General features: G+C 44.7%; 9 protein-coding genes. 1 reads left to right on the top strand and 8 read right to left on the bottom strand.

Going from position 1 to position 11,729, the window contains the following annotated elements; all coding sequences use genetic code 11:
• Positions 1-28: 28 nt before the first annotated feature.
• The 6 genes from JN178_RS16450 to JN178_RS16425 form a co-directional block, all read right to left on the bottom strand.
• Positions 29-1,306: a sensor histidine kinase gene (locus tag JN178_RS16450; protein WP_202262475.1), complete on the bottom strand. Its 1,278-nt coding sequence runs from the start codon at positions 1,304-1,306 to the stop codon at positions 29-31.
• Positions 1,306-1,890 carry a chemotaxis protein CheX gene (locus JN178_RS16445; RefSeq protein ID WP_202262474.1) on the bottom strand — a complete coding sequence of 195 codons (585 nt, stop codon included), beginning with the start codon at positions 1,888-1,890 and terminating at the stop codon, positions 1,306-1,308. Before JN178_RS16445 ends, JN178_RS16450 begins: the two co-directional genes overlap by 1 nt.
• A complete protein-coding gene (locus JN178_RS16440; protein WP_159626369.1) occupies positions 1,887-2,252 on the bottom strand; it encodes a response regulator in 366 nt (121 codons plus the stop codon). Before JN178_RS16440 ends, JN178_RS16445 begins: the two co-directional genes overlap by 4 nt.
• 309 nt (positions 2,253-2,561) lie before the next feature.
• The gene (locus tag JN178_RS16435) at positions 2,562-3,728 is read right to left on the bottom strand and encodes a pyridoxal phosphate-dependent aminotransferase (RefSeq protein ID WP_202262473.1); all 1,167 of its coding nucleotides are present in this window, start codon (positions 3,726-3,728) and stop codon (positions 2,562-2,564) included.
• A gap of 32 nt (positions 3,729-3,760) precedes the next feature.
• Complete coding sequence (locus JN178_RS16430; RefSeq protein ID WP_202262472.1) at positions 3,761-4,582, bottom strand: sulfite exporter TauE/SafE family protein; 822 nt, start codon at positions 4,580-4,582, stop codon at positions 3,761-3,763.
• A gap of 85 nt (positions 4,583-4,667) precedes the next feature.
• Positions 4,668-7,316: a TonB-dependent receptor plug domain-containing protein gene (locus JN178_RS16425; RefSeq protein ID WP_202262471.1), complete on the bottom strand. Its 2,649-nt coding sequence runs from the start codon at positions 7,314-7,316 to the stop codon at positions 4,668-4,670.
• A gap of 414 nt (positions 7,317-7,730) precedes the next feature.
• Here JN178_RS16425 and JN178_RS16420 point away from each other — a divergent pair, with 414 nt between their 5' ends.
• Positions 7,731-8,720, top strand: coding sequence for a LysR family transcriptional regulator (locus JN178_RS16420; RefSeq protein WP_202262470.1), 990 nt, complete (start codon positions 7,731-7,733; stop codon positions 8,718-8,720).
• 16 nt (positions 8,721-8,736) lie between these two features.
• Here JN178_RS16420 and JN178_RS16415 read toward each other — a convergent pair whose 3' ends face one another.
• A complete protein-coding gene (locus JN178_RS16415; protein ID WP_202262469.1) occupies positions 8,737-9,465 on the bottom strand; it encodes an endonuclease/exonuclease/phosphatase family protein in 729 nt (242 codons plus the stop codon).
• Positions 9,453-11,669, bottom strand: a complete 2,217-nt coding sequence (locus JN178_RS16410; protein WP_202262468.1) for a VTT domain-containing protein — start codon at positions 11,667-11,669, stop codon at positions 9,453-9,455. The genes JN178_RS16415 and JN178_RS16410 overlap by 13 nt, the downstream gene beginning before the upstream one ends.
• Between the last annotated feature and the right edge of the window lie 60 nt (positions 11,670-11,729).

The raw sequence follows: 11,729 nt of genomic DNA, 5'->3' as shown, positions 1-11,729 counted from the left end.
GACAGTAAGAGGTGAATGGAGCTGTTGCTTATATTTCTGCGTCTTGTGCTAAGAAGTACTTAGGAAGAATAATTTCGAAGACAGTACCTTTACCTTCTTTACTACTGACATTTATTTTTCCCTGGTGTTGCTCAACAGCAGTATACGCCACTGAGAGCCCTAAACCTTGGCCTTGCCCCTCTGGTTTTGTGGTAAAGAAAGGATCGAAAATTCGCTTGAGATTTTGTTGTGAAATACCGTGGCCGCTGTCTAAGACTTTCACGTGAATATGTTGGTTCTCTTCCTTTATATAGATTTTCACGAAGCCCTTTTGCGCAGTGGCCTGTGCAGCGTTCAATACAATATTCATCAACGCTTGTTTAATTGGGCCTGGATAGCCCGTGATAGTCACATCTTCGCGTTCATAGTCTAGTTTGTAGAGCGGTTTATTGTATTGCGCAGAGACAAGAGAAATAATTTGTCGGCAGATTTTACATAGGTCAATGTTTTGCACACCTTCTTTTGATTCAATAGAGAAGTTCTTTAAGTTCTCAACAATTTCTTTAACCCGCATCAAACCCTCGGCGGATTCACTAATCAGCTCGTTGATATCTTCTTTTAACAACGCATAGTGGTTAGATTCATAAAGGGAAGTAATTTGTTCGGCAAGCTCTTCGCTAAACGCATTTATCTGTTCCTGTACACCGTCAGCAATATTGATAAGGTGTGATGCGTACTGTGCCAAAGTATTTAAGTTTGCGTTGACAAAGCCAATGGGGTTATTGATTTCATGTGCGATCCCCGCCGCGAGTTGACCCGTAGAGGCCATTTTCTCAGCCTGGATTAATTGGCTTTGTGCGCTGTCGAGTTTTTTGATGAGCTTTCGCTGCGCTTCGTGTTCTTTTTTTAGTGCTTCTGAGAGTTTTTGTTGAGTACGAAAATAGCTCGCTTGAGCAGTGACATCTTGCAGAAAAATGCACGCGAGTCTCTCGCCAGTGTTCGGGTCCTTGACCGGCAAAATTTCCATATTTTGATACATCTGCGTTTCTTCACCCGTAATTGGGCGAGAGCTTTTGAATGGAAAAATATGCGGGCGTTGCTCCCAATAGCTAAAGCTAGGATGTTGTAAAACAAACACCGATTTGAGCCTGCGCTTTAAAAACTTACCTTGGCCTTCAAATAGGTCGGTAACCACTTTTTCTTTATAGTCACCACGCAGCTCATGAGGCAAGCGGTCTAGGAAAAACTCGTTAAGATAGACAACCTGAAAGTTCTCATTTACCACACCAATGCCGACAGGTAATTTACCCACCAGTTGTTCAAACATTATTCAAGTAACTCGTCCAATGTCGTTTTCATTCGAGTGAGAGATTCATCATCTAAACAGAAAACAACACGCATACTGAAAGATGAAATAGCGATAGCAAAGCGAACTTCCATCACCAAACTGTGCTGCCATTTGAGTGCATCAAAATTAGTTTTATCTGGGACAAAAAGCGTTGGCATATTTAAATTAGTCGTTAGTTCTAATTGTTCAGATAAACCGGCTAAACAGGCACCTGCGAGTATGTTGCAAAGCTCAAGAATGATCTCCTGCACATCTTCCTTAGAGAGTGGTTCATCATAATCCATAAGCTCTGCCACTTCAGATAAGCCCGAGCGAGAGAGTACTGACATTACTTCACCGTGAATGTCGCCGAGAAAAGACTGGCGAGTGTAAAATGCGCCAGTTGTTTCAAACAGCAAGCTATACAACTCATTGGGCGTCACTGCTGAAATGGTGGGAATGGAGATGTCAATTTTGGTTTCAATTAATTGTGCCAATGAATTTGCGGCTTGACCCATAGATATATTTAAGAGCTCTTGGAGTGCGTCTCTTTGCTCTTCGTCTAATGGTAATACACTACTCATAAGTACCCCAGTTCGAAAAGTGTCATGGCGAGTTCTTCTTTATCGAGCGGCTTTCGCAAGAATCTCTTAGCACCCAAGGCCATCACAATTTTTTGCTTTTCCGGCTGAAAGTCAGCACTTATCACGATAACGTTGGGTTTGTCTTGCTTGTCTTGTAGATATTCTAATACGCCCACACCATCAACGCCTGGCATTGTTAAATCTAGCAGCAGCAAAGCAAAACCTTGCTGAGAGAGCGAATCAATCGCTTCTTGCCCATTGGTTGCTTCTGTTATGTCGTAATCAAGCTCTTCTGGAAGCGAGCGGATTACGCTTCGTCTCGATAACTTTGAGTCGTCAGCAACCAATACAGAAATTGACATGAACAACCTCCTTCCGTCACTTTTTGATTGGTATCAAACGCGCATAAAAAACGGGCCGGAAAATAAGGTTTAGGCCGCTATGCGTTTTTATAAAGTATGTGCAACTTTGGCGTTAGTGCAACCTACTTAGGAAAATACTCAAAGAGCAATGTAACTGCGCTAGCGCCAATGCCTTAAATATATGGCAAAACAGGAAGTTTCGCGTATTAGACTTAAGTGTTGAGTATGCAAGAGATAGAGTAATGGAGAAACAAATCGATGACCTGCAGCAATTGTGCTGCAGGCCAAAATAGAAACACGTATTGTTCATTACGTTTTTTGCAGTGTCGACATCTTTTCAAGTGCGTAGGGCATGGCATCTACATAGCGCTTAACGTCGGCGATTTTACCCATGCTGACGCGTGACCAATTTGTGTAGGTTCGGTAAACGCCTCGAATAAGCACGTCTTTTTCAGCCATGGCTTGTCGAAAGTATTCAGCGTTTCCATCACCCAAATTGACGAATATAAAGTTCGTATTTGATGGTAACGCGGTTAAGCCGTTTGCCTGGACCGCGGCCATTACCATTGCCTTTGCTTCATCTATTTTTTCTTTTGAAAAAGTGAGAAACGCATCGTCGTTATAGCTAGCTATTGCTGCGGCAAGGCCAGCTTGGTTTAACGTGTAGCCCCCCATACCGTATTGATTAATCCATTGCGTATTTTCCTCTGATGCAATGAGGTAACCCACGCGCATTCCTGCTAAGCCGTATATCTTGGAAAATGTTCTTGCCACAATAACGTTGTGACCTGCTTTGACCAGCGGGATCATAGAGTGTTTTGGCGGCTCATCAATTAACTCGTTATACGCTTCGTCTACCAAAACTAACGCTTTTTTAGAGGCCTTAATGCAAAAGGCTTTTAGTTTTTCAGGATCGAGTATTTTCCCAGTTGGATTATTTGGATTACAGATGTGTACCATGCCAACAGATTCATCTAACGCAGCATACATTGAGTCTAAATCAATATCGAGGTCAGGCGTATTTGGCACCCTTACAATCTCAGGTGCGCCTTGCTTTTCTGGCGCTTTCGACGTTGTGTCCCAAAAAAGATCAGGCCCTAGAATTTTGCCTTTATGACTAGCCGCAAGCGCAGCATAAGATAGAATTGGACTGGACCCTGCGCTTAAAGAAATGTTTTCGCGTTTGATACCGTGGCGTTCTGCAATCATGTCTAATAATGTCATTGCAGCAGGGTAGGCATAATAGGCGCCTCCCTCGGCCGATGCTTTGGCAATAGCTTTGAGTGCAAGAGGACTAGGCCCAAACGGGTTTTCATTGGCATTGAGTTTGGCTACGCCGGGTTTAGGACCGTAAGTGACATTATTTACAAGGCTGTCTGCTCCGTTTGCTGCTGTGCTTACTAAGCCGCTTGCGCCTAGGGCTGTAGCTGCGACAGTTCCGCCTAAAAATAAACGTCTTGAGCGATTGTATGTCATGCTGATTTTCCTCTATTTCATTATTTTCGAGTCTACATGGCCTTGTAAAACATGGCGCTTGAGACAATGACCAAGTAAACGCCAAAAAGGCGTTTGAGTTTCTTTTCGCTGAAGTTGTGCGCCATTTTGGCGCCAATAGGAGCGGTAAATATGGCGCCTATACTGATTGCAATTAGGGCGGGTATATTGATAAAGCCAACAGTGCCGAAGGGTAGTGATGCGCTTTCGGGGTGCTTCATAAACAAAAAGCCTATCGCGCCGGGAAGTCCGATAAGAAAGCCCACGCCCGCTGCAGTAGCAACGGCTTGCTGAATAGAGCGTTGGCACATCACCATTGTGATAACGGTGGGTGTACCGCCTCCTATACCGAGTAATGCAGAAAAGCCGCCTAGCACGAACGCGAGTACCGCTTTTCCTAAACCCGTTGGCATGTCAAAGACTAGACCCGGACGAACGACGAACTCAGGAAACAAAAAGTACACGGAATACAGCAGCACACCTGCTGCAAATACGACGGTTAAGCCATTAGCACTGGTATTGTTGGCTATGAATACACCGCCACCAACACCTAAAATAAGCCAAATGCTCCAAGAGCGGAGTATGTCAAAATCGACCGCTCCCTTGGCGCGGTGTGCCATTACAGAGCGGGCACTTGAGACCACAATGGACGCCAAAGAAGTGCCTATGGCAACTTTAACCAAGGCTTCTGATGGAGGCGTAAAAAAAGGAAACACCGCGAGTAGCGCGGGCACAACAACAAAACCTCCACCATTGCCGAAAAGTCCTGCTGTTATTCCCGCGATTGCGCCGGTAATACAAAGTGTCACTACAAACCACAGTAGCTCTATTTCCATCTAATTTTTCTCCGATGAGCATGGACGAACAACATAGAATTCGCTGAAAAAACAAACACCGGCAAAAGCCGGTGCTCAGGACTAATTAGAATCGAGCTGCTAAGCGTGTGTAGTAATAACCACCTTGCCAATCGACGATAGAATCAGAGCGATATATTCGCCCACAACAGGTTTCTCCCATGGTGCCTTTATCTGGATAGTTGTCGAATAGGTTTCTAACGCCGACTGACAACGTAAGATTTTCATTGAAGTGGTAACTACCTTCCATATCAAACATGAACTCAGCGCCAAACTTTTGAATTACCTCTAGTGTGCTGTTGCTCGCATTTTCGTAGTCTGAGTAATAATTTAAGCGACTGACGAGCATCCAATCTTCATAGCTGTGTTTGAGTGACAGCACTCCTCGAACTTCAGGCGTACCATTTTCAAAATCAAATTGATCTTCAGCATTAAAAAATTCGCTCGGGTCAGAATCAAACTCGTTGGTGTTATAGTTAACGGAGGCAGTTAGCGTTGTAGCACCATATGTGGTCTCCATGTTATAGGTGGCCACTACATCAACTCCTTCGGTCACGGTATCGAACGCGTTTTGGAAAAAGAACACGCCACCGATTGATTCTGCTCCAACTACACCTGCTCCAGCCAACGCTAAGTAATTTTGGTAGGCATCATAGCCAGATGCATTGGGGTCAGTTACTTCCACTGTAGATACATCAAGGGTGGATACAGAGTTAACGCGGTCTTCAAGCTTGATGTTGTAGTAGTCGATGGTAAGTGTCATATCGCCGTAATTGGCGGTGAGACCTAGGGTGAAGTTGGTAGACTTTTCAGGCCCTAACTCATTGGCGCCTAACGCTTGTGCGACGTCACTTCCAGCTGGGAATAAGCCGGTTGCTACAGGAAACCCATTAGGTAGGCGCGTCGACACATTAGTTGTACCCTGTTGCCCTGGCGTCGGTGCTCTAAAGCCTGTACCAAAAGAGGAGCGAACGGCCACTTCGTCGGTTATCTGATATATGCCAGCCACTTTATAGACTAATTCAGAGCCAAAATCCGAGTAGTCTTCATAACGAATAGCGCCCTGTGCAAATAGGTTGTCAGTGATATCACCAGACACATCAGCATAAATAGCGTAAGAGTCGCGAGAATAGGTATCTGAAAACTCGGGGGAATAACCCGGAAAACCGTTAGAGCCTACACCAACAACTGTGTAAACAGCGTCTACTCCTTCAAAACCGTCGTCCTCAACGCCATCACCATTGGAATCTAAAGTGGTGTAATTACCACAGTTAAGTGATGAACCATTAGCTATTACACCTAGACCAGCGGCGGTAGCAGTATAATCATCGTTACAAAACATCCACGGGTCTGACGTTGCATAAGGACCTGCAAAATAAGAATCTAATTCGCCCTCTTTAATTTCATAGCTTTCATCGAGATAACTCACACCAAATGCAAGAACATAAGATGATAAGTCGTAGGTGAAGTCTGCTTGAAATTGAGTTTCTTCATTGGTTAAGTCACCCGGACTGAATTGTGTTGGTGACATATTTCCCATCGAAGGGTTAATGGTATTTTTTAACGTGTATGAGATTTCATTTGAACCATAACGGCCACTCACGTCATAGCCTAAATCGCCAACCGCGCCTTTAATGCCTCCAACAAATGAGTAGTCAGTGACATCGCCAAAGAAGCGTGGTGTGAAACCACCGGGGAAAAACTCAGTTGGATTCCAAATAGAGCCATCTTCTAGGCGAATATCTTCTATGGTGCCGTTGCCTGGATAGCGGTAAAAAAAGGAACCGTCACCTTCACTTTCTGAGTAATTTGCAAAAGCATACAATTCTGCTTCTGAAGAGAGAGTGTAGCCTGAATTGACGAAAATACGTGTACCGCTGGTATTGGGTTGCCCCCAAGGCTGTACTTGGTCTGAACCATGTACTTCGTTTGCCATGGCTTGTGCAGCTGCGATGTATTCATCAGATTGCTCGTCTACACAAAACCAGCTTTCACAGTATTGCTCTCCGCGAAATGTCGCTTCACTGTCAGAGTACTCAGCAGAAACACTGACAAATCCATCGGTGCCTAGTGCAAAGCCCTTATTGGCGGTAACGGTGATTTGATCACCATCACCCTCATAGTAAGTACCATAGTCTGCGGTAAATGAGCCGCCTTCACTGTTATTCTTTAATTGAAAGTTTATCACACCGGCAATAGCATCAGAGCCATACTGTGCAGCAGCACCATCGCGTAAAACCTCAACGCTACCGATTGCAGAAGTGGGTATTGTCGCAAGGTCGGGACCTTGTGTACCTGATCCGCCAATTTGTACCAGTGCAGCACGATGTCGCCTTTTAGAGTTGACCAAAACCAGCGTTTTGTCTGTTGGAAGGCCTCGTAAGGTCGCAGGCCTTACAAATGTGCCTCCATCAGAAATTGGTTGTCGAGCCAGTGAGTAAGAGGGAACTAATGTCATTAGTACGTTGTTCATGTCTGTGAACGCTACTGCTTCCATATCTTCTGCACTTAGCACATCGACAGGAACAGGTGAACTCATTACCGAGCGCGGCGCACCGCGTGCACCCACAACTGCGATACGTTCTAAATCTTTCGCTTCTGTAGTTTCTTCTTTTACTTCTTGAGATTCTTGTGCCATCGCAAGATGAGACACGCCAATAAGTGAAAACGTGGTGAGCGCATAGAGTATTGCGGTATGTAACTTATTTTTTTTCATGTGTGTTCCTACTCGTGCTTAAACATTGCTTTTATGATGGGCAGGCCTTTACCAACTCGCCCTTTTTTGGCACGCACAGGCACCACATTGATGCGGTTCGCATCTTGTAAGAATTGTTCGGATACCTGTGAACAAGAATTAGGCTAAAAACTCTTTTGAGTTAGAGGAAGAAAGAAGAATATTTAGGGATATAAGAAAAATATATAGCCGCCCAGCAAAGCCTTGTGTATAGCGATTTGTTGGCTTCATAAACTAAAAATATGAATTTTTAAACACTTTCTTACGGTCGTGAATTTTACATTTTTTTCTCATATAACTAATTCGAATGGCATATTCATTGCTGAATTTATGAGGAAGGCCTGATTCTATCTATCTGACCTGACGAGAAAATTCTAATAAGGGGGGAAGTGTAAAGTGCATGCCAAACAGCTACATTATTTTGTCGCAGCTGCAAAAAAAGGCAGTATTGCTGCGGCGGCGAGAGCGCTGGACATTGCCCAACCTGCCATTAGTCAGCAACTGGCGAGCCTTGAGCGTGAAACGAAGTCTACCTTGTTTAATAGAAGCTTTTCCGGTGTTACGTTGACGCCAGCGGGGAAACTATTTCTCGAGCATGCGCAGAGCATCTTGAGCCAAATGGAAATGGCCCAAAAAGCACTGGACGGTTTAAATAAAAAGCAAACTAGCATAATAAAAATAGGCATGTTGCCTTCGGTTGGTAACGTACTATCGTTGCCGTTACTTAACGAAATAACACGTCACCATGCGCCGCTTAAAATCGAAATTAGTACGGGTCCTTCATACACCATTAATGATTGGCTGGCGTCAAAGCAGGTGGACATAGCACTAACCTACGAACAAGCTCTTGACGAGACTCTGATGTCAGTAACGCCACTTATTCAAGAAGAAATGCACTTAGTCTTTACTGCTTCAACATCTTCTATTGGGTACACTGCACTCAGGCAGAAACAATCAATTCACTTTTGGGAGATGAGTGATTTACCGTTACTTTCTCCGGGAAAGAAAGATGCGTTGGGGCAATTAATAGACCATTATGAAAAAGCGACCGGTGTATCATTGCAACACGATCTTGCTTATTCAGGACAGCTAATGACTGGGTTGCGGCAAGTAATGCAGGGGGAGGGGGTAATGATACTGCCTACTTCCGCTATTTTTCACCTCAAAGAATCGGGGTTAGTGTCAACGCTCAAAATCACCCAGCCAGAGATGCATCGTAGCGTGTTCGCGGCGGTTAATAAGAGAATTAAAACTGACTCCCATCTTGATTATGTCATCAATATTATTCGCAAGGTTGTCGCACAAGAAAATGCACTGCAGCACTGGTGTGGCACCCTAGAATTTGCTGCTTCAATGTTTAAAAATGTGCCCTTAAGGACATTCTAACCTCGTTAGTTGCAAGCTATATAGCATCGGTTTCCTTGTCTTTTTCTGGCAGCACAATATCCACTTGTATAGGGAGGTGATCAGACATTACTTTTGTACGCGCGTTTTTAACTTTAGTCACTCCCTTTACTTGAATATCGCTGGTCACCCAAACCCTGTCTAACGAGAAGATTGGAAATTGGCTGGGGAAAGTAGCCCCTACTTTGTGTTGAACTAATAATGAATCAAGGGACGTGAATGCCTTTGAAAAGAACTGCCATTCATTAAAATCCCCCGCCAAAACAAGTGGGGTGGGTTTATCCTCAAGACGCTTGGCTAAGTAGTCGTGCAGTAAAGTAAATTGAGAGCGACGCTCAAGCTTCTTGAGTCCTTTGTGCGTATTAACCACAGTAAGTGGCCCTTTTTCCGTTTGTAACACAACAACTTGTACATTTCTCGGTTGGCGTCCTGTTTGACTAACATCAATGACCTCTTGAGATAGTACCTTAAAACGCGATAACACAGCATTGCCATACCAGCCATGCGCTTCACGAATAGCAGGTGATGGCGCCATTTGAAACACGTGACTGGCGCAAATATCTTCAACGTCCTGCGCCGTTTCTCTTTGTGCAGAGCGGGTATCCATTTCCTGAAGCAACACTACATCGGCACCTGTGTTCGCCAGAAACTGGCCAATGCGTTTGTAATCGTGTTGCTTATCGCGGCCTACACCGCTGTGAATGTTGTAGGAAACTATGCGGCACATTTTTCACCTTCATCTTTCGAACAACTATCCTGACTCTCATCTACAGCTGATGGCGCCTTTCGAGACTGGTAATAGCGGGCGAATTTTTGTGAGCCCCAAATCATCAAGCCCCACAGCACAATGCCGCCTGCAAGATAGCTTATGGTTTCAACTGACGGGTTCTGCCAAATTTGTGCAATTGAATCGCCTACCAAGCCTTTGGCTATCATAGGCGGGAACATGCCTAAAAAGGTGCCAATCAGAAACTGAATAATGCCAATGGATGAAATGCCGGCAACTAGGTTAACTAAACTAAAGGGTGCTACAGGAAGCATACGTATTGCCGCGACGCCAACAATACCACTTCGCTTTAACTTCTCATCGACCGCGGCAACTTTAGGACCGCCAATTTTCCTCAAACCTGCGTTACCTGACACCTTGCCGATACCAAATAAGATGGCAGAACTCAGTAATGCCCCCATGATGCCGTAGATGGGGCCCCATATGGGACCGAAAATGGCCGCAACTGCTAAAGAAAGTACTGTAACAGGGAAAAATAAGATTCCCCCTATTACGTAAACCAATAACACGGTAGGTAGTGCGAAATAGGTACCGCGACTCTTCTCTAAAAAGGCATTGATACTATCTGAGCTCAACCACTCAATAGATTGGCTTGCCCAGAACATCAAACCACCAAGAACAGCAACAATGGTGACACCTATCATGATCATGATACTGCGTCTTCGAGGGTTCCTCGCCGGTAGTGCCGCACCGTCGAGTGTAGGGACTGAAATAAGCGGTTCTTCAGGGTCGGAAAGTGCACGAAATACATTTTTAACAGAGTGCTCGGTGAAAACTTCATCACGTACTTCAGTTAACACATAACCGTGAGCAATTTGGTTATGCATGAGTGCTTCTACGGGATGCTCTGACTCAAAAAGTGCGGGCATATCGTCAAGTGCTCTGCCAGTATGTTCCGCCAGTAAGTCATTTCTCACTTGCGCAATTTTTTCTTTATTTTGCGGCGTATTACCATAGAGAACTGTATCTATTTCAGTATCTAGCGTCATTGACCGATTGCTTAAGTTCGATGAGCCAATGACGAGATATTTGTCGTCTATTGTCATCACTTTAGAGTGGATACGTTTATAGGCTTTTCGGCCTTGCATATCCTCAATCGATGAATAGGTAAGTTTTACGCGGTTAGCGTCGATGCCCTTTTCTAAGATGGCCTTAAACTCGATACGACTTGCCCAGAATGCCTCACACTCAAACTTTCCTTTCGGTTCGTAAGAGCTCACTATAATGACGCTAAGTTCGGGCTTCAGCTTTAATTGCTTATTAAGCGTTTCAGCTATTTCTTGACGAGTGGTAAATTGGTTTTCGATATAGATTACCGACTCAGCCTCTCTAATGAGGTCAAGTAGCATATGGCGAACTTCTTGTGCGGGTTTTACTTCATCCATAAACGGTATGGTACGGGCAAGCGCGCACTGTACATTTTCGAAAAGCGGTGGGTAATCGTCCGGCCACGCTTCGGGCAATGGCGCATCTTCACCGTTTTGGGCTTCTTCGCGAATATCAATGGGTGAGCTATCCGCAACACGTTGCCAACGCCAGCGAACAAGCTTGGCAAAGTCAACGACGACAGGGCCACTCGATACCATTTGCACATCGTGGAGTGGGCCGTATTCACCATCTGGTCCATCACGTTCTTCAGATATCACAGGGTGATCTCGCGTGTCCCATCGGTTCGTTGATACATCCATACCACCAGAAAAAACTAACTCGTCGTCAATGACAACGATTTTTTGATGCTGACTACCACCCATTGGTATGGTGTCATCTAGTACTGTCTCTACGTTATCGGGCGTTTTCTCTTCCCATACTTCTTTGGCCCACATTTCACGCTGGGCGAAAAACGCTAGAGAAGAATCCCAACGTAAAAGATAAATTTTAATGTCGGGGTTTTGTTCTGCTTTCCACTTTAACAGGTCACTAATTACACTTGGCGCTTCGCTTTGTTGCTCGTCTTTCCCGCGAAGAAGACGTATACGGCTGTCAATGTCCCAGCCTACGATAAATATACTGTGCGAGGCCTTAACAATGGCACTGTGTAATGCTTTGTAGTAGTTCGCACAATCAATCAAAGGAGTAGAAAAGCGGGCTTGGCTTTCTACCCAACAATTTTCACCTGGTTGAAAAATATTATTACTTGATGTCATGGCGACCTACCTAAATTCCTTATTAACTAGTCTCTCATACTTGCAGAATTTATTCCGCTA

Source organism: Alteromonas sp. KC3 (genome assembly GCF_016756315.1).
GTDB lineage: Bacteria > Pseudomonadota > Gammaproteobacteria > Enterobacterales > Alteromonadaceae > Alteromonas.
Note: the sequence above shows the minus strand (reverse complement) of the source record. Positions and strands in the feature narration are given on the sequence as shown.